The organism is Ruminococcus sp. SR1/5 (assembly GCF_000209835.1).
GTDB classification, from domain to species: domain Bacteria; phylum Bacillota; class Clostridia; order Lachnospirales; family Lachnospiraceae; genus Blautia_A; species Blautia_A fusiformis.
In genome coordinates, this window is the sequence record NC_021014.1 from 556,029 (window position 1) to 580,478 (window position 24,450).

General features: G+C 49.2%; 20 protein-coding genes and 2 pseudogenes. 20 read left to right on the top strand and 2 right to left on the bottom strand.

Annotated elements, in window-relative coordinates; all coding sequences use genetic code 11:
• The first annotated feature begins 93 nt into the window (after positions 1 to 93).
• The 10 genes and pseudogenes from cobI to CK1_RS02840 all read left to right on the top strand — a co-directional run bounded on the left by cobI (position 94) and on the right by CK1_RS02840 (position 10,934).
• Complete coding sequence (gene cobI, locus CK1_RS02795) at positions 94 to 795, top strand: precorrin-2 C(20)-methyltransferase (protein ID WP_015524809.1); 702 nt, start codon at positions 94 to 96, stop codon at positions 793 to 795.
• Positions 796 to 798: 3 nt separating this feature from the next.
• The gene (cobM, locus tag CK1_RS02800; RefSeq protein ID WP_015524810.1) at positions 799 to 1,557 is read left to right on the top strand and encodes a precorrin-4 C(11)-methyltransferase; all 759 of its coding nucleotides are present in this window, start codon (positions 799 to 801) and stop codon (positions 1,555 to 1,557) included.
• Between the two features lie 3 nt (positions 1,558 to 1,560).
• Positions 1,561 to 2,604 carry a cobalt-precorrin 5A hydrolase gene (locus tag CK1_RS02805; protein WP_015524811.1) on the top strand — a complete coding sequence of 348 codons (1,044 nt, stop codon included), beginning with the start codon at positions 1,561 to 1,563 and terminating at the stop codon, positions 2,602 to 2,604.
• 36 nt (positions 2,605 to 2,640) lie between these two features.
• Positions 2,641 to 3,371 (top strand): annotated as a pseudogene (gene cobJ, locus CK1_RS02810) (precorrin-3B C(17)-methyltransferase).
• Positions 3,364 to 5,337: a bifunctional cobalt-precorrin-7 (C(5))-methyltransferase/cobalt-precorrin-6B (C(15))-methyltransferase gene (locus CK1_RS02815; protein WP_015524813.1), complete on the top strand. Its 1,974-nt coding sequence runs from the start codon at positions 3,364 to 3,366 to the stop codon at positions 5,335 to 5,337. Before cobJ ends, CK1_RS02815 begins: the two are co-directional and overlap by 8 nt.
• Positions 5,338 to 6,741 carry a cobyrinic acid a,c-diamide synthase CobB gene (locus CK1_RS02820; RefSeq protein ID WP_173741295.1) on the top strand — a complete coding sequence of 468 codons (1,404 nt, stop codon included), beginning with the start codon at positions 5,338 to 5,340 and terminating at the stop codon, positions 6,739 to 6,741. It begins immediately after the preceding gene.
• Positions 6,728 to 7,705 carry an adenosylcobinamide-phosphate synthase CbiB gene (gene cbiB / locus CK1_RS02825; protein ID WP_015524814.1) on the top strand — a complete coding sequence of 326 codons (978 nt, stop codon included), beginning with the start codon at positions 6,728 to 6,730 and terminating at the stop codon, positions 7,703 to 7,705. The genes CK1_RS02820 and cbiB overlap by 14 nt, the downstream gene beginning before the upstream one ends.
• 27 nt (positions 7,706 to 7,732) lie before the next feature.
• Positions 7,733 to 8,785, top strand: coding sequence for a threonine-phosphate decarboxylase CobD (gene cobD, locus CK1_RS02830; protein ID WP_015524815.1), 1,053 nt, complete (start codon positions 7,733 to 7,735; stop codon positions 8,783 to 8,785).
• Positions 8,770 to 10,290 (top strand): cobyric acid synthase, encoded by a 1,521-nt coding sequence (locus CK1_RS02835; protein ID WP_015524816.1) that lies wholly within the window; start codon positions 8,770 to 8,772, stop codon positions 10,288 to 10,290. Before cobD ends, CK1_RS02835 begins: the two co-directional genes overlap by 16 nt.
• A gap of 2 nt (positions 10,291 to 10,292) precedes the next feature.
• A complete protein-coding gene (locus CK1_RS02840) occupies positions 10,293 to 10,934 on the top strand; it encodes a precorrin-8X methylmutase (protein ID WP_015524817.1) in 642 nt (213 codons plus the stop codon).
• 259 nt (positions 10,935 to 11,193) lie between these two features.
• Here CK1_RS02840 and CK1_RS02845 read toward each other — a convergent pair whose 3' ends face one another.
• Positions 11,194 to 12,246 carry an aminotransferase-like domain-containing protein gene (locus CK1_RS02845; protein ID WP_015524818.1) on the bottom strand — a complete coding sequence of 351 codons (1,053 nt, stop codon included), beginning with the start codon at positions 12,244 to 12,246 and terminating at the stop codon, positions 11,194 to 11,196.
• 91 nt (positions 12,247 to 12,337) lie between these two features.
• Between CK1_RS02845 and CK1_RS02850 the strand changes: the two genes are divergently transcribed.
• Entirely contained in the window at positions 12,338 to 13,204 is an 867-nt protein-coding gene (locus CK1_RS02850; RefSeq protein WP_015524819.1) for a pyridoxamine kinase, read from the top strand.
• 30 nt (positions 13,205 to 13,234) lie between these two features.
• On the opposite strand, the pseudogene abc-f reads toward CK1_RS02850, so the two are convergent.
• Positions 13,235 to 15,150 (bottom strand): annotated as a pseudogene (abc-f, locus tag CK1_RS02855) (ribosomal protection-like ABC-F family protein).
• Between the two features lie 211 nt (positions 15,151 to 15,361).
• Between abc-f and CK1_RS02860 the strand changes: the two are divergent.
• From CK1_RS02860 to CK1_RS02900, 9 genes are all read left to right on the top strand, one after another.
• Positions 15,362 to 16,012, top strand: a complete 651-nt coding sequence (locus CK1_RS02860; protein WP_502685119.1) for a redox-sensing transcriptional repressor Rex — start codon at positions 15,362 to 15,364, stop codon at positions 16,010 to 16,012.
• 61 nt (positions 16,013 to 16,073) lie between these two features.
• A complete protein-coding gene (locus tag CK1_RS02865) occupies positions 16,074 to 17,540 on the top strand; it encodes a bifunctional ADP-dependent NAD(P)H-hydrate dehydratase/NAD(P)H-hydrate epimerase (RefSeq protein WP_015524821.1) in 1,467 nt (488 codons plus the stop codon).
• A 46-nt stretch (positions 17,541 to 17,586) separates the two neighbouring features.
• A complete protein-coding gene (alr, locus tag CK1_RS02870; protein WP_015524822.1) occupies positions 17,587 to 18,756 on the top strand; it encodes an alanine racemase in 1,170 nt (389 codons plus the stop codon).
• Between the two features lie 156 nt (positions 18,757 to 18,912).
• A complete protein-coding gene (locus CK1_RS02875) occupies positions 18,913 to 19,260 on the top strand; it encodes a type II toxin-antitoxin system PemK/MazF family toxin (protein WP_021650556.1) in 348 nt (115 codons plus the stop codon).
• A gap of 154 nt (positions 19,261 to 19,414) precedes the next feature.
• The gene (locus CK1_RS02880) at positions 19,415 to 20,158 is read left to right on the top strand and encodes a YebC/PmpR family DNA-binding transcriptional regulator (RefSeq protein WP_015524823.1); all 744 of its coding nucleotides are present in this window, start codon (positions 19,415 to 19,417) and stop codon (positions 20,156 to 20,158) included.
• A 68-nt stretch (positions 20,159 to 20,226) separates the two neighbouring features.
• Positions 20,227 to 20,940: a ClpP family protease gene (locus CK1_RS02885; RefSeq protein WP_015524824.1), complete on the top strand. Its 714-nt coding sequence runs from the start codon at positions 20,227 to 20,229 to the stop codon at positions 20,938 to 20,940.
• Between the two features lie 165 nt (positions 20,941 to 21,105).
• On the top strand, positions 21,106 to 21,993 hold the full coding sequence (locus CK1_RS02890) for a sulfide/dihydroorotate dehydrogenase-like FAD/NAD-binding protein (RefSeq protein WP_015524825.1): 888 nt from the start codon (positions 21,106 to 21,108) through the stop codon (positions 21,991 to 21,993).
• Positions 21,962 to 23,386 carry an NADPH-dependent glutamate synthase gene (gene gltA / locus CK1_RS02895; RefSeq protein WP_306288705.1) on the top strand — a complete coding sequence of 475 codons (1,425 nt, stop codon included), beginning with the start codon at positions 21,962 to 21,964 and terminating at the stop codon, positions 23,384 to 23,386. Before CK1_RS02890 ends, gltA begins: the two co-directional genes overlap by 32 nt.
• 180 nt (positions 23,387 to 23,566) lie before the next feature.
• Positions 23,567 to 24,442: an undecaprenyl-diphosphate phosphatase gene (locus CK1_RS02900; RefSeq protein ID WP_015524826.1), complete on the top strand. Its 876-nt coding sequence runs from the start codon at positions 23,567 to 23,569 to the stop codon at positions 24,440 to 24,442.
• The last annotated feature ends 8 nt before the right edge of the window (positions 24,443 to 24,450 follow it).

Sequence of the window (24,450 nt, forward strand, 5' to 3'; positions counted from 1 at the left end):
GGGGTGGGAGCATGCCACTTTCAGGACAAAATTTGATATAAATAACAGACAGGTTTTATCCTGTCTGGAAAATATAGTTAGGAGGAAAGAAATATGGCAGGTAAATTATATGGTGTAGGTGTAGGACCGGGAGATCCGGAGCTTCTTACCTTAAAAGCACTTCGTCTTGTAAAGGAGGCAGAGGTGATCGCACTTCCGGGACAGGTTCCGGAGGATACGGTAGCGTTTAAGATCGTGGAGGGGGCTTATCCGGAGCTTGGAAAGAAGGAGCTTCTTGCAGTTCCTTTTCCAATGTCCAAGGATCCGGAGGTGCTGAAGAGCTATCACGATGCAGGAGCAGATAAAGTCAAGGCTGTCCTGGACCAGGGTAAAGACGTGGTATTTCTCACACTGGGAGATCCTACCGTGTATTCCACATATCTCTATATCCATCACAGACTTGTGGCTCAGGGCTATGAGACGGAGATCGTCTGTGGCATCACATCCTTCTGTGCAGTTTCCGCCCGTCTGAACACCGGACTTGTGGAGAAGGCAGAGCCTCTTCACGTGATCCCGGCTTCCTATCAGATTGAGGATGCGTTGAAGCTTTCCGGTACCAAGGTCCTTATGAAGGCCGGAAAGAAAATGAAGGATGTGAAGGCGGAGCTTCTTTCTCAGGGGGCAGAGGCCATGATGATCGAAAACTGCGGAATGCCGGATGAAAAGATCTACCGGACCGTGGAGGAGATCCCTGAGGATGCAGGATATTATTCCCTGATCATTATCAAAGAAAACAAAGACAGAAGAGAGGAATAGATTATGGTACATTTTGTAGGAGCAGGTCCGGGAGCACCGGATCTTATCACAGTAAGAGGTAAACAGTATCTGGAAGAGGCAGATGTGATCATCTATGCGGGATCTCTTGTAAATCCCCAGCTTCTGGAGTATTCCAAGGATGTGTGCACCATCCATAACAGTGCAAAGATGACCCTTGAGGAAGTGATCTCTGTTATGGAGAGAGCAGAGGCTGAAGGTAAGATGACCGTTCGTCTCCACACCGGCGATCCATGTATCTATGGTGCGATCCGTGAGCAGATGGATATCCTGGATGAAAAGGGAATCCCCTATGATTCCTGCCCGGGTGTCAGTGCCTTCTGCGGAGCTGCATCTGCACTGAACCTGGAGTATACACTTCCGGATATTTCCCAGAGTGTGATCATCACAAGAATGGAAGGAAGGACACCGGTGCCGGCAAAAGAGAGCATTCAGTCCTTTGCCGCTCATAATGCGACTATGGTTATTTTCCTCAGTACAGGTATGCTGGAGGAGCTGAGCCGCAGACTGGTAGAGGGCGGATACCGTGAGGATACACCGGCTGCCATCGTCTACAAGGCAACCTGGCCCGATGAGAAGAAGTTTATCTGTACAGTGGGTACTCTGGCCCAGACAGCAAAAGAGAACAAGATCACAAAAACAGCGCTTATGCTGGTAGGTGATGCGGTCAATGCTGCAAGCTATGACAGATCCAAGCTGTATGATCCGGGCTTTACCACAGAGTTCCGTGAGGCTACGAAATAAAATATGAACATTTCCATCATTTGCTTCAGTATGACAGGGCTGGAGACAGGGGAAAGGCTTCAGAGGGCTCTGGAAAAAGAGGGTGAGAGTGTCACCCTTGCAAAAAAGAGCCGGTACCTTCCGGATCCGATCTCTGTTTCCACCTCCCAGTGGGCAGGGGAACAGTTCCGGACAGGAAAAGAGGGTGTGATCTTTGTTGGTGCCTGCGGGATCGCAGTGCGCAGTATCGCACCTTACATTGTCGGAAAAAAGACGGATCCGGCTGTGCTGGTGATCGATGAATGTGGAAAATTTGTCATTGCTCTTCTTTCCGGACATCTGGGCGGAGCCAATGAGCTGGCTCTTCGCTGTGCCGGATATCTTAAGGCGGAGCCGGTTGTGACAACAGCCACAGATCTTCACAGCCGTTTTGCAGTGGATGTTTTTGCAAAAAAGAATGGCTGTGCTATTTTTCATATGAAGGCTGCAAAGGAGGCTTCTGCGGCCCTTCTTGCAGGAGAGAGCGTTGGCTTTTACAGTGAGTTTCCATGGGACGGGGAGCTGCCGGAGGGTCTGGTGCTTTGCGGGAAAGACGGAAGGCCCTCAGCTGCAGTGGATCCGGGGAATGGTGAGAAAGCCGGTGAGGCACCGGAAACAGGTATTGCGGTGACGATCCACAGAGGCTGTCTGCCCTTTAAAAATACAGTCCATGTGGTGCCGCCCGCTGCAGTTCTGGGAATGGGCTGCCGCAGGGGAAAGGATGCAGCCTCCATCCGGAAGGCGGCAGAGGAATGTCTGAAGGAATCAGATGTTTACAGAGAAGCACTGAGAGCCATTGCCAGTATCGATCTGAAGAAAGAAGAGGTGGGACTTCTTTCTCTGGCAGAAGCCTGGCAGCTTCCGTTTCTGACCTTTACAGAGGAAGAGCTGAAGGCAGTGCAGGGTGAATTTACCCCGTCACAATTTGTAAAAAAGATAACAGGTGTAGAGAATGTCTGTGAGAGAAGCGCGGTTCTGGGTTGCGGACAGGGTACACTGATCAGAAAAAAACAGGCCGGGACGGTGTGACCACCGCCCTTGCAGCCGGAAATCGGAGGATACGTTTTGAGTAAGATTTATGTTGTAGGAATTGGCCCGGGTGCGTATGACCAGATGACTGGAAGAGCGATCCGTGCATTAAATGAAAGTGATGTGATCATCGGTTACACGGTGTATGTGGATCTTGTAAAGGAGTATTTTGCAGGCAAAGAGTTCATGACCACACCGATGAAAAAAGAGGTAGACCGCTGTGTACTTGCTTTTGACGAGGCAAAAAAGGAAAAACCGTTTCCATGATCTGCAGTGGTGACGCCGGTGTTTACGGTATGGCAGGTCTGATGTATGAGGTGGGAGAAAACTATCCGGATGTGGAGCTGACCATTATCCCGGGTGTGACAGCAGCCACAGGCGGCGCCGCAGTGCTGGGTGCACCGCTGATCCATGACTTCTGCCTGATCAGCTTAAGTGATCTTCTGACTCCGTGGGAGAAGATCGAGGCAAGGCTTCTGGCAGCAGCACAGGCGGATTTTGTGGTATGCCTTTACAATCCGTCCAGCAGAAAACGTAAGGATTATCTTCAGAAGGCCTGTGATCTGATGATGAAATACAAGTCCCCGGATACTGTCTGCGGCACGGTTGCCCAGATCGCTCGTGATGGCGAGACTGCACAGGTTATGACACTGAAGGAGCTCCGTGATACAGAAGTGGATATGTTTACTACCGTATTTGTGGGAAATTCACAGACTAAGAATGTAAACGGCAAGATGGTAACACCAAGGGGATATAAGAATGTATAAAGCCATTGTTTTTGCAGGGACCACCGAGGGCTATGCACTCTGTGAGTTCCTTGCGGAAAATCATGTTCCGGTCTATGCCTGTGCAGCCACGGAATATGGTGGCTCCCTTCTGAAGGAAAATGAATTTCTCCATGTCAGCGCCGGAAGGCTGAAAACCGAAGATATGGAGGAGCTTTTCCGAAGGGAAGCGCCGGAGATCGTTCTGGACGCCACTCATCCCTATGCAGCAGAGGTGACAAAAAATATCCGGACTGCCTGTGAGAACGGAAGCATCCGCTATCAGCGTGTCCTTCGCCCGGAGGGGGAGAAGAACAGGGAAGCCATCTATGTGGAAAGCACGGAGAAGGCGGCAGAGCTTCTTTCCGGTACAGAGGGGAACATTTTTCTTACCACAGGAAGCAAGGAGCTGTCTAAATTTACAGTGATCCCGGATTACCAGGAGAGGCTTTTTGCCCGGGTGCTGTCTATCCCTTCCGTGATCAGCTCCTGCGCGGAGCTGGGGATCGAGGGAAAGCATCTCATCGGTATGCAGGGGCCATTTTCCACAGAGATCAACGAAGCCATGCTTCGACAGTTTCAGTGCAGCTATCTGGTCACCAAGGATACCGGTCTGGCAGGTGGATTCCCGGAAAAGATGGAGGCTTGTCAGCGCTGCGGCGTCACACCTGTGATCATCGGAAGACCATTGCAGGAGGAGGGGCTGTCCCTGCCGGAAGCAAGGGTATTTCTGGCAAAGCTGTTCGGCCTTACCCTGTCACAGAGGGTTTCTCTTGTAGGCATCGGCATGGGTGCGGAAAAAACACTGACCCTGGAAGGAAAGAAGGCCTTTGATGAGGCGGAGCTTCTGATCGGTGCAAAGCGTATGACAGATGCCGTACAGAGGCCGGGGCAGATGGTTCTCCATGAGTACCGCAGTGATAAGATCGTGGAGTATATCAAGACACATCCACAGTACCGTACCGTAGCCATTGCCCTTTCCGGCGATGTGGGCTTCTACAGCGGTGCAAGGAAGCTGATGGATCTTCTGGATGGTGATGTCCAGGTGATTTGCGGGATTTCTTCCGTTGTTTATTTTATGGCGAGGATCGGTCTTTCCTGGGATGATGCCAGGATCGTCAGCGCTCATGGAAGAGACTGCAATCTGATTGCCCTGATCCGGCATAACCCCAAGGTTTTTTCCATTCTGGGAACAGAGGATGGGGTAGCTCGTCTGGCTTCTCGTCTGGTTGCGTATGGAATGGGTGATGTGACCCTTTATGTGGGTGAAAATCTTTCCTACGAAAATGAAAAGATCTTTCATGCCAGTGCGGCAGAGCTTACAGAATACCGGGGAGATGCGTTAAGCGTGGTAACTGCGTGCAATGAAAAGGCAGTACCTTTGCCCGCAGTTCACGGGATCTGTGATGAGGAATTTCTCCGTGGGAAGGCGCCTATGACAAAGGAAGAGGTGCGTACGGTTTCTCTGTCCAAGCTTCGGCTTCAGGAGGATTCTGTCTGTTATGATGTGGGAGCGGGCACAGGCTCGGTTTCCGTTGAGATGGCGCTTCGTGCCTGGAAGGGGCAGGTCTATGCCATCGAGAAAAAGGAGGATGCCCTTGCTCTTCTGAAGGAGAACAGGCGGAAATTTGCCACAGACAATTTGGAGATCGTGCCGGGTACTGCACCGGAAGCGATGGTGGAACTGCCTGTTCCGACACATGCCTTTATCGGCGGGTCCTCCGGAAACATGAACGAGATCATCCGGCTTCTTCTGGACAAAAATCCGGGAGTACGGATCGTGATCAACTGCATCACGCTGGAGACGGTGACGGAAGCCATGAATGCCATACGAGATTTCAGCCTGACGGATGTGGATATCGTACAGCTGTCTGCGGCAAGATCCAAATCTATCGGAAGGTATCATATGATGATGGGTGAGAATCCGATCTATATCATTTCCTGCAGCGGAAGAGGGGAGGAGATTTAGGTGAAGATCCCGAGAATACTTCTTGCGGCAGGTGCCAGCGGAAGCGGAAAAACCCTGATCACCTGCGGGCTGCTCCAGGCGCTGGTGAACCGTGGCCTTAAGGTGGCTTCTTTTAAATGCGGCCCGGATTACATAGATCCTATGTTCCACAGCCGTGTGATCGGTACAAGATCCCGAAACCTGGATACGTTTTTTACAGATGGAGACAGAACCCGGTATCTTCTGGCAAAGAACGCATCGGACTGTGAGATCGCAGTGATGGAGGGAGTCATGGGGTATTATGACGGTGTAGGAGGGATCACCTCCAGAGCCAGCGCCTATGATCTGGCCTCCACCACAGATACACCGGTGATCCTGATCGTAAACAGCCGTGGCATGAGTGTTTCCCTGGCTGCCTATGTAAAGGGCTTTCTGGAATACAAAAAGGACAGTCATATTTGCGGCGTGATCTTTAACCAGATGTCTCCCATGCTGTATCCCAGGATGAAGAAGCTTCTGGAAGAGGAGCTTTCCGTAAAGGTGCTGGGATATGTTCCGAAGGTGGAGGACTGTGTGATCGAAAGCCGTCATCTGGGGCTGGTGCTTCCGGAGGAGATCCCGGAGCTGAAAAGCCGTCTGCAGAAGCTTTCCGAGGTACTGGAGAAAACCCTGGATATCGATGGGATCCTGGAGCTTGCAGGGGAAGCACCGGAGCTTGCGGCACCGGAGACGGAAATGTTGATACAGAAGGATACTGCCTTCGGATACCGTACAGAGGAAAAGGTGCGGATCGGTGTGGCGGATGATGAAGCCTTCTGCTTTTTCTATGCGGATAATTTAAATCTTCTGGAGCAGATGGGAGCGGAGCTGGTACGTTTTTCCCCCATTCATGACAGAGAGCTTCCGGAGAATCTGGACGGGCTTCTTTTAAGCGGCGGTTACCCGGAATTAAACGGGGAGGCGCTGGAAGAAAATCAGGAAATGTGCACCCGGATCCGGGAAGTCATCCTGGACGGAATGCCCTGTCTGGCAGAATGCGGCGGATTCATGTATCTTCATCAGGAGATGGAGGATATGGAAGGAAAGCAGCGTAGAGTCTGCGGGGTGATCCCTGGAAGGGCTTACCGCACACCGAAGCTGAACCGGTTCGGCTATATCACCCTTACGGAAAAACAGGATACCGGACTTGGTGAGATCCCGGCTCATGAATTTCATTATTTTGATTCCACAGATTGCGGAGAGGATTTTCATGCGGCAAAGCCGGCATCTAAAAGAGGATGGGATTGTATCCATGACCGGGGCAGGCTGATGGCAGGATTTCCGCATCTTTATTATTACGGAAATCCCAGGGTTCCGGCACGCTTTCTGAAGAACGCATTGGAATATAAGAAAGAACGGAGGCAGAAAAAAGATGCTGAAATATAGTCTTCCTGCACTGGTCATAGGATTTGTGCTGGATCTTCTGATCGGAGATCCCAGATGGCTTTATCATCCGATCTGCGTCATCGGCAATCTGATTGCAGTGCTGGAAAAGGTGATCCGGAAGATTTTTCCGAAAAATCACGGCGGTGAGCTGACAGGAGGCTTTCTGATCGTAGTGCTTGTCTGTCTGTTCAGCGGCGGGGTGCCGCTTCTGGTGCTTTATTATCTTTACCGGTATCTGCCGGTGGCCGGATTTGTGCTGGAGGTTTTCTGGTGCTATCAGCTTCTTGCCACCCGTTCCCTGAAGGATGAGAGTATGAAGGTTTATGACCGGCTGAAAAACGGAACTCTGGACGAGGCACGCTATGCGGTGTCCATGATCGTAGGCCGTGATACCAGAGAGCTTACGGAAACCGGCGTGACAAAGGCTGCCGTGGAAACCGTTGCGGAAAATGCATCCGACGGCGTGATCGCCCCCATGCTTTATATGGCTATCGGCGGGGTGCCGCTGATGTTTTTGTACAAGGGTATCAATACCATGGATTCCATGCTTGGATATAAAAATGACAAATATCTTTATTTCGGCCGTATTGCGGCAAAGCTGGATGATGTGGCCAATTATATCCCTGCCAGGATCTCCGGCTGGCTGATGGTGGCAGGAACTGTTTTTACAGGAATGGATACAAAAAACGCGGCAAAGATCTACAAACGTGACAGGAGGAATCATGCAAGCCCCAACTCTGCTCAGACAGAGGCTGCCATGGCCGGAGCGCTGGATGTACAGCTTGCGGGAAATGCATATTATTTCGGGAAATTATATGAAAAACCCACGATCGGGGATCCGATCCGCCCGGTGGAGCCGGAGGATATCAAAAGGGCTAACCGGCTGATGTACGCGGCATCCATACTGGGTGTGGTTGTATTTGGACTGCTCAGTGCGGGGATCCGGTTCGGGTTATTAAGGTAACAATAAATACAGACAGGAGAATGACCAATGACAAAACACATACATGGAGGAGACGTATATAAACATAAAGACTGCCTGGATTTTTCGGCAAATCTGAATCCTTTGGGAACACCGGAAAGTGTGAAGCAGGCCATTATCCACAGTCTGGATCATATTGCACAGTATCCCCAGGTGGGATGCGGCGTTCTCAGGGAAAGGATCGCAGAATCGGAAGGGGTAAAAGCGGAAGAGGTAATATGCGGTAACGGAGCAGCAGAAGTGATCTTTACGCTTTGTCATGCAGTAAAGCCAAAGCGGGCTCTGATCCCGGCGCCTACTTTTGCGGAATACGGACAGGCTCTGGCCAGCACTGGCTGTGAGCTGGAATATTACATGCTGACGGAAAATGACGGTTTTGTGCTCAGTGAAGCCTATCTGGATATCCTCCATAAGGGACTGGATATGGCTTTCTTATGTAACCCCAACAATCCTACCGGCATGCTGATCCCCCACAGGCTTCTGAAAAGGATCCTGGAAAAATGCAGAAAGCTGGATATCCTGCTGGTGGTAGATGAATGTTTCCTTGATTTTGTAAAGGAACCGGAAGAGTATTCTCTGAAGCATTCTCTTTCCGGGTTCAATAATCTTTTTATCCTGAAAGCATTTACAAAAAGATATGCCATGGCCGGTGTGCGGCTGGGCTATGGCCTCTGTTCTGACAGAAAGCTGATGGAAAGGATGGAGCTCTGCGTTCAGCCATGGAATGTTTCCACCATGGCCCAGGCAGCCGGGCTCCAGGCACTTACAGAGACGGAATATGTAGAGGAGGGAAGACAGCTTGTTTTTCGGGAGGCACAGTGGCTGAAGGATGAGCTGGTCCGCATTGGGTATAAAGTATTTCCGTCGGAAGCAAATTATATTTTCTTTAAAGGACCGGAGGAGCTCTTTGACTTCTGTCTGCGCAAGCGGATCCTGATCCGTGACTGCAGCAATTATCCGGGTCTTACAAAGGGGTATTACCGGATCGCGGTAAAGCGCCATGAAGAAAATGTAAAACTGATCGAAGTACTTGAGGGAGGTATATTATGGCAAAAGCAATAATGGTACAGGGAACCATGTCCAATGCCGGAAAAAGCCTGCTGGCTGCGGGACTTTGCAGGATCTTTAAGCAGGATGGGTATCGTGTGGCTCCTTTTAAATCACAAAATATGGCACTGAATTCCTTTATCACAGAGGATGGTCTTGAGATGGGACGGGCCCAGGTCATGCAGGCAGAGGCAGCCGGGATCCGACCGTCTGTCCTGATGAATCCCATCCTTCTGAAGCCTACCAATGATGTAGGCTCCCAGGTGATCGTTAACGGAGAAGTTCTTGGAACCATGAGTGCCAGGGATTATTTCAAATATAAGAAGACCCTGGTTCCGGATGTGATGAAGGCGTACAACGCTCTTGCAGCGGAAAACGATATCATTGTCATCGAAGGTGCGGGAAGTCCTGCCGAGATCAATCTCAAGGATGAGGATATTGTAAATATGGGTATGGCAAAGATGGCCAAGGCACCGGTCCTTCTTGTGGGAGATATTGACCGTGGAGGTGTTTTTGCCCAGCTGATCGGTACGGTAGAGCTTCTGGAGGACGATGAGAAGGCTATGGTAAAGGGGCTGATCATCAACAAATTCCGCGGAGATAAGACTATTCTGGACCCTGGTGTTGTCATGCTTGAGGAAAGAAGCGGGATCCCGGTGGTGGGTGTGGCGCCTTATCTGGATATCCAGGTGGAGGATGAGGACAGCCTGACGGAACGTTTTGACCGGAAGCAGGAAGCCGGTGTCATTGATATCGCAGTGGTCCGTACACCAAGGATCTCTAACTTTACGGATTTTAATCCTTTTGAGAGCATTCCCGGAGTTTCTCTCCGCTATGTAAAACACCCGAGAGATCTTCACTCTCCGGACATGATCATCCTTCCTGGAACCAAGAACACCATGGGTGATCTGATCTGGATGCGGGAAAGCGGAATGGAAGCAGCAGTTCTCAAGGAAGCCTCCAGAGGCAAGCTGATCTTTGGTGTCTGCGGTGGCTATCAGATGCTGGGTGAAACCTTAAGCGACCCTCATGGAGTTGAAAATGGCGGTTCCATGAAAGGAATGGGACTTCTTCCCATGGAAACGGTATTTGCCGAAAAGAAAACCAGGACCAGGGTGCAGGGGCATTTCGGTCAGCTGTCCGGTGTGTTTGCTCCTCTTTCCGGTGCGGAGATCGAGGGCTATGAGATCCATATGGGCGAAAGCATCCTGAAGGACAATGCAGGAACAGCCACGAAGATCACAGACAGCGTCAGCGGTAAGAAAAAAGAAGAGGGTGCTTTTGCGGGAAATGTGTGCGGAACCTATATCCACGGCGTTTTCGATAAGGAAGCATCTGCAGAGGCGATCATCCGCGTGATCGGCGAGAAAAAAGGTATTGATGTGGAAAATATGACAGGCGTGGATTTTGCGGCATTTAAGGAACAGCAGTATGATATCCTGGCTTCAGAGTTGCGGAAGCATCTGGATATGAAAAAAATCTATGAGATACTGGAAAACGGGATTACGGAGGAAGAATAGAAATGAAAGTTGAGCTTGAAAATGTAAAACCCATGGAGATTGAAAAAAGAAGCTTTGAGATCATCACAGAAGAGCTGGGGGATACTCCCCTGATCCCGGGAACAGAGCTGATCGTAAAACGCTGCATCCACACAAGCGCAGATTTTGATTATGCAAAAAATCTCTGCTTCTCGGAGGGTGCAGTGGAGATGGCCATGGACGCCATCCGCAACGGTGCCTGCATCGTCACAGATACCCAGATGGCAAAGGCCGGGATCAACAAGCGTGCACTTGCCCGCTACGGCGGTGAGGCTTACTGTTTCATGTCCGATGAGGATGTGGCTGCCCTTGCAAAAAAGAACGGGACTACCAGAGCCACAGCCAGCATGGACAAGGCCGCAGAGATGGATAAAAAGCTGATCTTTGCCATTGGGAACGCACCTACCGCACTGGTACGTCTTTATGAGCTTATTGAGAACGGAAAGCTTTCTCCTGAGCTGATCATCGGTGTGCCGGTAGGCTTTGTGAATGTTGTGCAGTCCAAGGAGCTGATCATGCACGCAGATGTGCCTTATATTGTGGCAAAAGGACGCAAGGGTGGAAGCAACATCGCTGCGTGCATTGTAAATGCCCTGCTCTACATGATCGATAACCGGAGAGATTAGGAGCCGGTAACCTCCTTCAGAAGCTGACAGGCAGGCAGAAAATCCTTGGATGGAATGGAGGAGCAGGAGAGGACCAAGGTGACCTCGGCTCCGTTTTCTCTGAGAACCTCCAGTCCCAGACCATGGTTCCGGGCTCTGTCTGTCAGTTCACTGCCTGTGAGAGAACAGGGGAGAGTAAGGGCAAGGCTGGTTCCTGCGGCTCCTGTTTGGATCTGGCAGTCCTGGCCGAAGGTTTCCCGGACAGCCTGGGAAAGAGCCTTCAGCTTCTGGGAATAAAGGCGGCGGAGCTTTCTTGTCTGGGAAGCCAGATGCCCGTCGCGGATAAACTGGCAGAGTGCGATCTGTTCTGCCTTGGAAGCAGTCTGATTATAAAAGGCTGCTTTTTTGTATATTTTTCCCGGAGAGAGCGTGGCAATACCATGAAGCTGACACGGATGGAGGGCAGCAGTAGCCTGGAAAAGGAACCGATATAGACAACGTTTTCACCACCTGCAAGACCGAAAAGTGAAGGCGTCGGTTTCTGGAAATAAACAAATTCGTTTTCGAAATCATCCTCAATGATCAGATGGTCATCGATCTCCGCATGACGGATCAGCTCCAGGCGTCGTTTTACCGGCATGATCTCGCCCCATTTCGTCATGTGAGCAGGAGAAACATAGATCACATCGCAGCTTTTGTCCCGGTAATGGACATCAAAGCCGTAATCCTGAAAGATGGTGCTGCATGTGGTGAAGGACGGTGTGGGGAACGAAACGGTTTTCCGTTCATGGATCAGAGGACAGAGGATCTGGAGAAGGGGCTGGAGACCGGCCCCTACTACAATGTCATCCGGGGAGCAGATCACATTTCTGCGTTCCCGGATATAGTCTGCGAGAACCTCCCGGAAATCGCTTTCGCCCTGGGGTTCGCCATAAGAAAGCATACGGTCGCCCTGGCGGAGGGCACTTTTGATGTAACGCTGCCACAGATCAAAACGGAAGCTTTCCCGGTCAACACCGGAAGAGGCAAAATCATAAAGGCAGGGCGTGATGTCCTTATTCTGTTTTTCGGGGGTAAGCAGATGCTGCTTGGAAGCAATGCCGGTGACATAATAGCCGCTTTGTGCCCTGGCGATGATATAGCCGTCTGCTGCCAGCAGAAGATAGGCATTTTCGATGGTGGTACGGCTCAGCTTCAGCTCCTGGGCGCATTTGCGAAGGGAGGGCATTTTGCTTCCGGGAAGGAGACGGCCTTCCAGGATCAGCTTCCGGTAATAGTGATAAACTTCCAGATAAAGGTGTTCTTTTTTGTGTTCTGCAGATATATTTAACATAAGTATGATGATTTCCTTCCAAAAATGATTGCGTAAACCTGACAGTTCATTCTATAATATTACAGAAAAAACTCAAGACTGGAGAATTACCATGAAAAAAATAGCAGTGATCAATGATCTTTCCGGGCTGGGGAAATGTTCACTGACAGCAGCGATCCCGGTGATCTCGGTGATGGGGGTCCAGGCGTGTCCACTTCCCACCGCTGTTTTAAGCAACCAGACCGGTTATGAAAGTTATTTCTGTGAGGATTTCACAGAGCATATGGAACCATATATGGAGCAGTGGAAAAAAAGAGGATTTTTCCCGGATGGGATCTATACAGGATTTCTTTCTGACGATAAGCAGGCAGACAGGATCCTGAAATTTATGGATGCGTTTGCAGGGAAGGATACTCTGATCCTTACAGATCCGGTGATGGGGGATGACGGCGCGGTTTATCCGATCTATACAGAAGAGCTTCGTAGCCGGTTCTGCGAACTGACACGTCGTTCCTATGTGATCACACCGAACCTTACGGAAGCCCTCCTTCTTCTCTACGGAAAAGAAAAAATGGAGGAGATCTGGAAGGAACTGCAAAAGGCATCAGAGGCCCGGCGGATGGAAGAAATCCGGGAGATCGGGTGCGGACTTGCCCGGAAATTTTCACTTCCTGCCGTTGTGATCACCGGAGTGGATCACAGGGAGGAGGGGCAGCCTCTGAAAATGGGGAATCTTGTCCTGGAAAACGGAAACAGCTCCTGGGTATTTGCAGAGAAATCCGGCGGAAGCTATTCCGGGACAGGAGATCTTTTTGCATCCGTGCTCAGTGCAGGGCTGGTAAAAAGATATTCCATGAAAACCTGTGCAGAGCTGGCCGTGGATTTTATCTCGGCATCGATCCGGGATGCGGTGGAGGAAGGAACAGACCGTAACGATGGTGTATGCTTTGAACAGCATCTCGGCATGCTGCTTCCATAAAAACATAAGGGGATAAAAAAGAGCTGACCGTCAGGCCAGCTCTTCCCATTTTTCATAAAGTTCTTCCAGTTCTTCAGCGATGGATGCTTTTTCGCGGCTCAGCTTTGTACATTCCGCTACATTGGTGCAGACATCCGGAAGGACCATGGTTTCGTCGATCTCGCTGTCTCTTGTTTCCAGCTCTTCGATACGGGCTTCGACTTTTTTCAGCTCGGCTTCCCGTTTTCGTTTCTTTGCCTGTTCTTCCTTCATCTGCTGCCAGGAAAGCTTGTTTTCGGAAACAGCTTTTTCTTCGGCAGGTGCCTCCGGAGAAGTGCTTCCCGGTGCATAGGTACTGGTCAGCTCCTCCTTCTTTTCCAGATAGTAATCATAATCACCGATATAATTTACCACTGCCTGGTTTGTCAGCTCCATGATCCTGGTCGCAGTCTGATTGATAAAGTAACGGTCATGGGATACATAAAGGACTGTACCGGTGTAGCTGACCAGTGCTTCCTCCAGGATCTCCTTGGAGGCAATATCCAGATGGTTGGTAGGCTCGTCAAGGATCAGGAAGTTGGCTTCGGAAAGCATCAGCTTTGCAAGGGAAACACGGCCTCTTTCTCCACCGGAAAGTGCGGAGATCTCCTTGAAAACATCATCTCCGGTAAAGAGAAATGCGGCAAGCATATTTCGGATCTCGGTCTCTGTGAGAGTCGGATAAGTATCGGAGATCTCTTGGAAAATTGTCTTGTCCATATGCAGAACATGATGTTCCTGATCGTAATAACCGATCTGCACCTTGGAACCAAGGGAAAATTTGCCGGCATCTGCCTCAATAAGACCGTTGATGATCTTCAGCATGGTGGTCTTTCCGGTTCCGTTGTTTCCGATCAGTGCCACACGCTCGCCGCGTTTGATATCAAAGGAGATATCGGAGAACAGGGTCTGTCCCGGAAAGGCCTTGGAAAGCGCTTCCACGTGGAGCACATCGTTTCCGCTTAACACCCGTGGTTCTAGCGAGATACGCATCCGGTCCTGGAGCTCAAGAGGCTTTTCGATCCTCTGTACACGGTCCAGCATTTTTCACGGCTTTCCGCACGCTTGATGGATTTTTCACGGTTAAAGGATTTCAGCTTGGCGATAACGGCTTCCTGATGCTTGATATCCCGCTGCTGATTTAAGTATGCCTTGTACTGTGCGTCACGAAGCTGAGCCTTCTTGAGAGCATAGGCAGAGTAGTTGCCGCTGTATACGCGGGTCTGTCCGGCTTCGATCTCAATGACCTTGGTGACCACCTTATCCAGAAAATAACGGTCATGGGAGACGATAAAAACAGCTCCCGGATAATTCAGAAGATAAGTTTCCAGCCAGGAGATGCTTTCCATATCCAGGTGATTGGTTGGCTCATCCAGAAGCAGGATATCCGGCTTGGAAAGAAGCATCTTGCCCAGCGCCACGCGGGTTTTCTGACCGCCGGAAAGAGTTTCGATCTGCTTGTCATAATCTTCCTCCGTGAAGCCGAGACCCTTTAAGACACCGGTCAGCTCACTTTTGTAAGCGTATCCGTTCTCCAGCTCAAACTGATGGGTCAGGCGGGTATAGGTTTCCATCAGACGGTTCAGCTCATCACCGGTCACCGTGTTCATTTCCTGTTCCATATTGCGGATACGGCGTTCCATATCGATGATGTGCTGCTTTGTGGTAAGAAGCTCCTCGTAGATGGTATGATGTCCGTGGATATCCTGGTACTGGGCAAGATAGCCGATATTTTTATCCCGGGCAAGCACAACGGTACCGGAATCAGCAGAAAGCTCCTGCATGATGATCCGCAGCAGTGTGGTCTTTCCTGCACCGTTGCATCCGATCAGAGCAGCCTTTTCACGGTCTTCAATGTGAAAGGATGCATCATTTAAAATTACTTTTTCGCCAAAGGCCTTGCATATATTCTGACATGATAAAATCATAAAAACTGTCCTCCTGTATAAAGAATCACCCCTGTTTATGTCTGAACAGGGAAAAATCCTCCACCTATTATAACGGAAACTGCCGGGATTTCAAAGAAAAAATCAATTATTAGAAAAAATATAAAGAAATTTGTACAGAATAGACAACTTTAATTGACAGGAAAATGTCAATTCGTTATAATTAACCTAGTGTAAGGTAAGGAGGAAAACTATCGTGGAGACAAAACAAATCTCGAAAGCGGTGATTAAGCGTCTGCCACGCTATTACCGCTACTTAGGAGAGCTGATGGAAGACAATGTAGAACGTATTTCTTCCAATGAGTTAAGTAAGAAGATGCATACCACAGCTTCTCAGATCCGTCAGGATCTTAATAATTTCGGCGGTTTTGGGCAGCAGGGGTATGGCTATAATGTACATTATCTTTATACAGAGATTGGTAAGATCCTGGGACTGGATACCGTTCATCCGATGATCATTCTGGGTGCCGGTAATCTGGGACAGGCACTTGCCAATTATGTGGATTTTGAGAAGCGCGGGTTCAGGCTGGTTGGTATCTTTGACGTAAATCCTGTGCTTGAGGGCATCGCAGTCCGTGGACTTGAGATCCAGATGCTCAGTGAGCTTCCGTTTTTCCTGAGAGAGAATAACGTGGAGATCGCGATTCTGACACTTCCCAAGAATAAAGCCAAGGAAATGGCAGATATCCTGGTGGAGAACGGGATCAAGGCAATCTGGAATTTTGCACATCTCGATCTTGAGACACCGGATGATGTGATCGTAGAGAACGTTCATCTTTCCGAGAGTCTGATGACACTGTCTTATAATCTCAGCAAATACAGGCAGGAACATGTGGATAAGTAAGAATTGTTAAGCTGCCGGAAACGGCAGCTTTCTCTATGACAGAGGGGAGGCAGAAGACAGAATGAAGAAGCTTGTTACCTGCAAAGAAATGAAGAATCTGGACTCCACAACGATCCGTGAGATCGGAGTTCCCTCCGAGGTTCTGATGGAGCGGGCAGCACTGAAGGTGGTAGAGGAAACAGAAAAGTATCTCCAGAAGGACGAAAGGATCCTGGTAGTCTGCGGAAGCGGAAATAATGGCGGTGACGGTATCGCTGTTGCCAGATTGTTCCATCTGAAGGGGATCCGGGTAGAGTTTTATATGGTCGGAAACAAAGATAAAATGACCAGAGAGACTGCTCTTCAGTATAAGATCGCTTCTGGTTATCGTGTCCCGGAGGTGAATAACCCGCAGTGGAGTGAATATACTACTATAGTAGATGCCGTGTTTGGGGTAGGCCTGACGCGTCCGATCGAGGGGCATTATGCTGATATCATCCATGAGATGAACAGTGCGAGGGCCAAAAAGATCGCAGTTGACATCCCGTCAGGAGTGAACGGAGATACTGGCCTGGAAATGGGAATTGCCTTCAGCGCCGATCTAACTGTCACATTTGCCTACCGGAAAAGAGGTCTTTGCTTTTATCCGGGAAGACTGTATGCAGGAAGGATCGTTACCGCCGATATCGGGATCTATGAGCAGGAAGCTGTGACTGCATCTGCCGCCTGTCTGGAAAATAAAGATCTGAAGCTGTTTCCGGAACGTGATCCCGGCGGAAACAAGGGTACCTTCGGAAAAGTGCTCTTTGTGACCGGAAGTGAGGGAATGTGCGGAGCCGCTTATTTAAGCGCCTGTGCAGCACTTCGTGCCGGTGCGGGAATGGTAAAGATCCAGACTGTGGAAGCCAACAGGATCCCACTGCAGATACTCCTTCCGGAGGCTATGGTCTGCAGCCGCTTTGATCAGGAATCCAATGAACAGCTTCTATCCTGGTGTGATGTGATCGTGATCGGACCGGGACTTGGAACATCAGTGGCCAGCCGTGAGAGAGAACAGTGGTTTCTCACGGCGGCTGCCCGGGAGAAAAAGCCGCTGATCCTGGATGCGGACGGCCTGAACCTTCTGGCTGCACATCCACAGTGGTATCAGTATCTGGGAGAGCATGTAGTCCTGACACCGCATATCGGAGAAATGAGCCGGCTCAGTGGCAGAACGATCCAGGAGATCCAGCATGAGATCGCAGATACTGCACTGAAATGTGCTGCGGAAACAGGCTCTGTGTGCGTATTGAAGGATGCATGTACGGTGATCGCAGATGAAAAAGGCCAGATGTATCTGAATCTTTCCGGTAATTCCGGAATGGCAACTGCAGGAAGCGGAGATGTGCTTTCCGGGATCCTGGCAGCAGTGTTATGTATGTATCTGAAAACGGAGGAACAGCCTCCCATGGTTTTAAAGGCCGCGTTAGGTGTTTATCTTCACGGACTTTGCGGTGATCTTGCAGCCGCTGAAAAGGAAAGCGCAGTATGCTGGCAGGAGATATCATAGAATATCTGCCCAAGGCATTAGCTATAGGTGAAGAGGAGTCGGAATTATGAAAAAATACGAGAGAGTAAAAGCACTGGTATCACTGGATGCCATTGCCCACAATTTTGAGGAAATGCATAAAAATGTCAAAGAAGGGACAAAGATCATCGCTGTGATCAAGGCGGACGGTTATGGTCATGGTGCCAGAGCTATTGCCCGTCTGATCCAGGACTATGACTATATCTGGGGATTTGCAACAGCTACTGCAGAGGAGGCACTGGAACTTCGGCATGCAGGGATCACCAAGCCTGTCCTGATCCTTGGCCTTGTATTTGAGGAATATTATGAAGAACTTGCAGCCAATGATATCCGGATCACCATATCGGATCTAAATACAGCAGCAGAATATGCAAAAGCAGGTGCACGTATTGGAAAAAATGTACATATTCATCTGGCTCTAGATACGGGAATGACAAGGATCGGATATGCGGATATTCCGGAAAATGCAGTAAAGATCGAAAAAATCTCAAAAATCCCGAATCTGGTGATCGAGGGAATGTTTACCCATTTTGCCAGGGCGGATGAGACCGACCGTTCTCCTGCACTGGTGCAGCTGGACCGTTATCTCCGTTTTGCAGAGCTTCTGGAAAAAAGAGGCGTTCATATTCCGGTACGTCACTGCTCCAACAGTGCAGGTATCATCCGTGTTCCGGAAGCAAATCTCAATGTCGTTCGTGCCGGCATCACCATTTACGGTATTTATCCGTCAGAGGAGGTAGAACGTGATATTGTGAAGCTGACACCTGCAATGGAGCTGAAAAGTCATGTATCCTATGTGAAAAATGTGGAACGTGGAACAGCGGTAAGCTATGGAGGAACGTTTGTTACAGAACGCTTTACCAGAATGGCAACGATCCCCGTAGGTTATGCAGATGGCTATCCGAGACAGCTTTCCAATAAGGGCTGGGTCCTGATCCGGGGCAAAAAAGCTCCGATCCTCGGACGGGTCTGCATGGATCAGTTTATGGTTGATGTCACAGATATCCCGGAGGTGAAGGCCGGGGACGAGGTCACCCTGATGGGAAGAGATGGAGAGGAATTTATCAGTGTGGAGACACTGGGAGATCTTTCCGGAAGATTTTCCTATGAATTTGTCTGCGGGATCAGTAAACGTGTTCCGCGGGTTTATATCAAAGACGGTAAGGAATGCGGAGAAGAGGAGAGCTTTTTCCAGTAGATCCGTAAATACCCGGATCCGGAAAACGCCGGGTCAGACATAAGGCCGGTAAAAAAGTACCACGCATGGTATACACAAAGAAATTGTGGAAATACTTATCTGTAAAAAGGAATACGGCTTGCAAATAAGCCGGACCAGAATCGGAGTGTGAATTGTGTGGTTATAAAAAGAGGGGATATTTTTTACGCGGACTTAAGACCTGTGGTGGGCAGTGAACAGGGCGGCATCCGTCCGGTGCTGATCATCCAGAACGATGTGGGCAACCGTCACAGTCCCACAGTGATCTGTGCGGCAATTACATCAAAAATGAATAAGGCAAAGCTGCCGACACATATTGAGATCGATGCATCCGCCTACGGGATCGAAAAGGATTCCGTGATCCTTCTGGAACAGCTCCGCACCATCGACAAGCGGCGTCTGAAGGATAAGGTGTGTCATCTGGACAGTGCTATGCTTGATAAGGTGAATCATGCGCTTGAGATCAGTCTGGAACTGACTTTTTAGGGAAACATGAGGAATTTTGACCGGTTTGTTTTCTGATTCTTGACGAAATCTTTCATAAGTGCTATATTAAACCGAGTTGCAATTATGTAAAAACGGTACCCAAAATGAGCAGGGCACGAAAGAAAATATACGGTAACAAGGAGAGGAAGATACCATGTCAGGACATTCAAAATTTGCCAACATCAAACATAAGAAAGAGAAAAATGATGCCAAGAAGGGTAAGATCTTCACAGTCATCGGCCGTGAGATCGTTATGGCAGTAAAGGCCGGCGGCCCGGATCCTGCAAACAACAGCAAGCTTCGTGATGTCATCGCAAAAGCAAAAGCGAACAACATGCCGAACGATACGATCGATCGTGGAATCAAGAAGGCAGCAGGTGCGGATTCTGCAGACAGCTACGAGAAGGCTGTATATGAGGGATATGGTCCGAACGGTGTTGCTATTATCGTAGAGACTCTTACAGATAACAAGAACCGTACTGCAGGTAATGTACGTAACGCGTTTACCAAGGGTAACGGAAGCATCGGAACACAGGGATGCGTATCCTTTATGTTCGACCAGAAGGGCCAGATCATCATCGATAAGGAAGAGCTTGAGGATGAGTGCGGCGAGATGGATGCGGACGAGCTGATGATGACAGCTCTGGATGCAGGTGCTGAGGACTTCAACGAGGAAGAGGACAGCTTTGAGATCATCACAGCACCGGACGATTTCAGTGCTGTACGTGAGGCTCTTGAGAAAGCCGGAATCCCGCTTGTAGAAGCACAGATCGCCATGATCCCGCAGACCTATGTGGAGCTGACGGATGATCAGGCTATCAAAGATCTTCACAGAACACTGGATCTTCTTGATGATGACGACGACGTTACTGACGTATGGACAAACTGGGACGAATGATCTCTGAATAGAAAGTAATATTTTGCATATAATACCTCCAGAATTTCAGATTCCGGAGGTATTTTTTTATGGAAAAACAGAGCGAAGAGAGAAAACAGAAGGAACTGGACCGGGAAGCGAGCCAGAACGAACAGATCCGGGAAACCGGGCAGGCAGTGCTCGATGGAAATTCCCGGAAGCATAAAGTGGAGCTTCTGACGGTGATCGGGGAAATCGAAGGTCATGAATCCGCGCCGTCTCACAGCAAAACAACCAAGTATGAGCATGTACTGCCAAAGCTGGCTCTCATTGAGGATGATGAGGAGATCGAGGGACTTCTGATCCTTTTAAATACGGTAGGAGGAGATGTGGAGGCAGGGCTTGCCATTGCGGAGATGATCGCGTCTCTGAGTATCCCTACGGTTTCCCTGGTGCTGGGCGGGGGACATTCCATAGGTGTACCCATGGCGGTATCAGCAGATTATTCCTTTATCGTGCCAAGTGCTACCATGGTGGTCCATCCGGTGCGCCAGAACGGAATGTTCATCGGCGTAGCGCAGTCCTACCGCAATATGGAAAAAATCCAGGACCGGATCATTGCCTTTGTATCCGGACATTCACATATCACGGCAGAACGGATGGAGGAGCTGATGCTAGATACCTCCCAGCTTGTAAAAGATGTGGGGACTATGCTGGAGGGTGAGGAAGCGGTAAAGGAAGGACTCATCGATGAAGTAGGAGGGATCCGGGAGGCACTGGACCGATTGTATACCCTTATCGAAAGGAAAAAAACACAGAAATAACCAGTTTTGTATGTGGCTTTTGATGATATTAGTTGCATAAGACTAACATGGTTGCGCTGTGCTGTGGTAAAGAATTTTGACAGAAATTGTAAATCTACTCTTGTCATATGCTGATTTTTAGCGTATTATTAATAAAGGTTTATAATTTGCGCGAGGAGGAAGACCATGTATAAGGTTTTAAAAGCTGAAACGCTGGCAGCTAAGATCCATCTTATGGTTGTGCATGCACCACGTGTTGCAAGCCACTGTCTGCCAGGACAATTTATCATTGTGAAACTTGACGAAAAGGGAGAAAGGATCCCGCTTACCATCTGCGATTACGATCGCGAGGCCGGTACAGTTACCATCGTATTCCAGGAGATCGGAGCATCTACCATTAAGATGTCCGCACTGAAGGCGGGAGATTCATTCCGTGATTTCGTAGGACCTCTGGGATGTCCGTCTGAGTTCGTCCATGAGGATATCGAAGAACTTAAGAAGAAAAAAATGGTATTCGTAGCCGGTGGTGTCGGTACCGCACCTGTTTATCCGCAGGTTAAATGGCTCCATGAGCACGGCATCACAGCGGATGTTATCCTTGGTTCCAAGACTAAGGATATGGTTATCCTTGAGAAAGAGCTTGGCGCTGTTTCCAATCTTTATGTTACAACAGATGACGGTTCCTATGGCCGTTCCGGTATGGTAACAAAGACTCTTGAGGATCTTGTGACAAACGAGGGCAAGCATTATGACGTCTGTGTAGCGATCGGACCGATGATCATGATGAAATTTGTCTGTCTTCTTACCAAGAAGCTTGGTATCCACACAATTGTCAGCATGAACCCGATCATGGTTGACGGAACCGGTATGTGCGGCGCTTGTCGTCTCCAGGTCGGTGATGAGATCAAATTTGCCTGCGTAGACGGACCGGAGTTCGACGGACATCTCGTTGATTTCGATCAGGCTATGAAGAGAAGCCAGATGTATAAGACCCAGGAGGGCCGTGCATTACTGAAGCTTCAGGAAGGCGATACCCACCACGGTGGATGCGGACATTGCGGAGGTGACAACTAATGGCAGATGCAAAAATGTTAAAAAAGTTCCTGTAAGAGAGCAGGATCCGAAGGTACGTGCGACAAACTTCGAGGAAGTATGTCTTGGATATAATCAGGAAGAAGCAATGGAAGAGGCACAGAGATGCCTTGGCTGTAAGAAACCGAAATGTGTAGAGGGATGTCCGGTATCCATCAATATTCCGGGATTTATCGAGCACATCAAAGAAGGCAACATGGAAGAGGCTTACAAGGTGATCGGTTTATCTTCCGCACTTCCAGCTATCTGTGGTCGTGTATGTCCGCAGGAATCCCAGTGTGAGGGACAGTGTATCCGCGGTAAGAAGGGCGAGGCTGTTTCTATCGGTAAGCTGGAGAGATTCGTTGCAGACTATGCTCTGGAGCATGATATCAAACCTGCAGGAGCAGAGGTTAAGAACGGACATAAGGTTGCAGTGATCGGTTCCGGTCCATCCGGACTTACCTGTGCAGGTGACCTTGCAAAGGCAGGATACGATGTAACTGTATTCGAGGCTCTTCATGAGCTTGGCGGTGTTCTTGTTTACGGTATTCCAGAGTTCCGTCTTCCGAAGCAGAAGGTTGTTAAGAAAGAGATCGAGAAGGTCAAAGAGCTTGGCGTTAAATTCGAGACAAACGTTGTCATCGGTAAATCCACTACCATCGATCAGCTGATCGAGGATGAGGGCTTTGAGGCTGTATTCATCGGTTCCGGTGCAGGACTTCCGATGTTCATGGGTATCCCGGGTGAGAATGCAAGCGGTGTATTCTCTGCAAACGAGTACCTGACAAGAAGCAACCTCATGAAAGCATTCGATGATTCCTATGATACACCGATCGCAGCAGGCAAAAAGGTTGCAGTTGTCGGCGGTGGTAACGTTGCCATGGATGCTGCAAGAACAGCGCTGAGACTTGGTGCTGAGGTACATATCGTATACAGAAGAAGTGAGGCAGAGCTTCCTGCACGAGCAGAGGAAGTTCATCACGCTAAGGAAGAGGGCATCATCTTTGATCTTCTTACAAATCCGAAGGAGATCCTCGTTGATGAGAACGGCCACGTAAACGGTATGAAGGTTGTCAAGATGGAGCTTGGTGAGCCGGATGCATCCGGAAGAAGACGTCCGGTAGAGATTCCTGGTTCCGAGTATGATATGGATGTAGATACTGTCATCATGTCTCTTGGTACTTCACCGAACCCTCTGATCTCTTCCACAACCAAGGGCCTTGACATCAACAAGAGAAGATGTATCGTTGCCGAGGAAGAAACCGGTAAGACATCCAAGGACGGCGTATATGCCGGTGGTGATGCCGTTACAGGTGCAGCTACCGTAATCCTTGCCATGGGTGCAGGTAAAGCTGGTGCAAAAGGTATCGACGAATATCTGAAAAATAAATAAGCAGAAAGTCTGTTTATAAACAGATCCTCCGACTGTGTTTTCTGATGCAGCCGGAGGATTTTTTTTCTTGCAGATCAAAAAAAGAACATTTGTTTGAAACTTTTGCCAAGTGAAGATTGTAAGTTTTACTCAGTTATGCTATAATGTGTTGGAAAAAATTTAAGAAAAGGAAATATCATTATGTCAGTGATACATGCGATTATATTGGGAATCATTCAGGGAATCACCGAATTTCTGCCGGTGAGCAGTTTCGGACATCTCTGTGGAGTGCAGGATCTTTTGGGCGGTACCAGAGGCTCCGGTGTGCTTTTTGAAGTGATGCTCCATCTGGGAACTATGATAGCTCTGATCCTTGTTTTTCTGAAGGACATCAAGAAGATCGGGATCGAGCTGATCGGAATGATACTGGATCTGATCGGAAATGCCAATATTTTTCTCTATAACCGTAGGACTGGGAAAGAGCTTACCTACGCAAAGATCATAAGCGGAACTTACCGGAAGCTTACTGCCCTGATCATGGTATCCACCATTCCTACAGTCCTGATCGGATATCAGTGCAAACGACTTGTTGTGCGAAGCGCATCCTCACACATGTTTTCCGGGATCGGAATCCTTCTTACAGGTGTGATCCTCCTTGTTGTGGACTACAGTAATGTCAATGGCAGCAAGGGAACAAAAGAAACCAGCTTCGGAGATGCTATGTGGATGGGTATCTGTCAGGGCCTTTCTGTGTTTCCGGGACTTTCCAGGCTTGGACTTACCATGAGCGCAGGACTTTTCTGCGGCCTCGGACGGAAGTTTGCAGTGAAATATTCGCTGCTGATGAGCATTCCGGCTGTGGTGGGAGCTTTTTTTGTGGAGATGGGAGAGTTCACTTCTGTTCATATGACTGTTGGCCAGGGATTTACTTATGTTCTTGGAATGATCGTGGCCGGGATCACAGGCTATCTGGTGATCCGTTTTATGCTTAAGCTTTCGAATCAGGTCAGACTGCGTTATTTTGCATTTTATTCTTTTGCAGCCGGAATCCTTATTCTGGCAGCGAATTATATTTGATATCAACT